At 33.1% G+C, this 245-nt stretch carries 1 protein-coding gene; it reads left to right on the top strand.

Annotation, left to right across the window (positions count from 1 at the left end):
* Positions 1-245, top strand: a 245-nt coding sequence (locus tag SB717_RS38605; RefSeq protein ID WP_410908520.1) for a collagenase, incomplete at both ends; no start/stop codon positions are given.

The raw sequence follows: 245 nt of genomic DNA, 5'->3' as shown, positions 1-245 counted from the left end.
AACCTTATTTTGTTGCGGTAGAACAAATTACAACAAATTATAATGGTAAAGATTATAGCGGGAATACAGTAGATTTAGAGAAAATACGTAAAGAAGGAAAAGAGCAATACTTACCAAAAACGTATACATTCGACGATGGATCAATTGTGTTCAAAACAGGAGATAAAGTATCAGAAGAAAAAATTAAGAGACTATATTGGGCTGCGAAGGAAGTAAAGGCACAGTATCACCGTGTAATTGGAAAT

Origin of the sequence: Priestia sp. SIMBA_032 (assembly GCF_046535215.1) — a bacterium.
Classification (GTDB): domain Bacteria; phylum Bacillota; class Bacilli; order Bacillales; family Bacillaceae_H; genus Priestia; species Priestia aryabhattai.
This window is presented reverse-complemented; position numbering and strand designations above follow the sequence as displayed.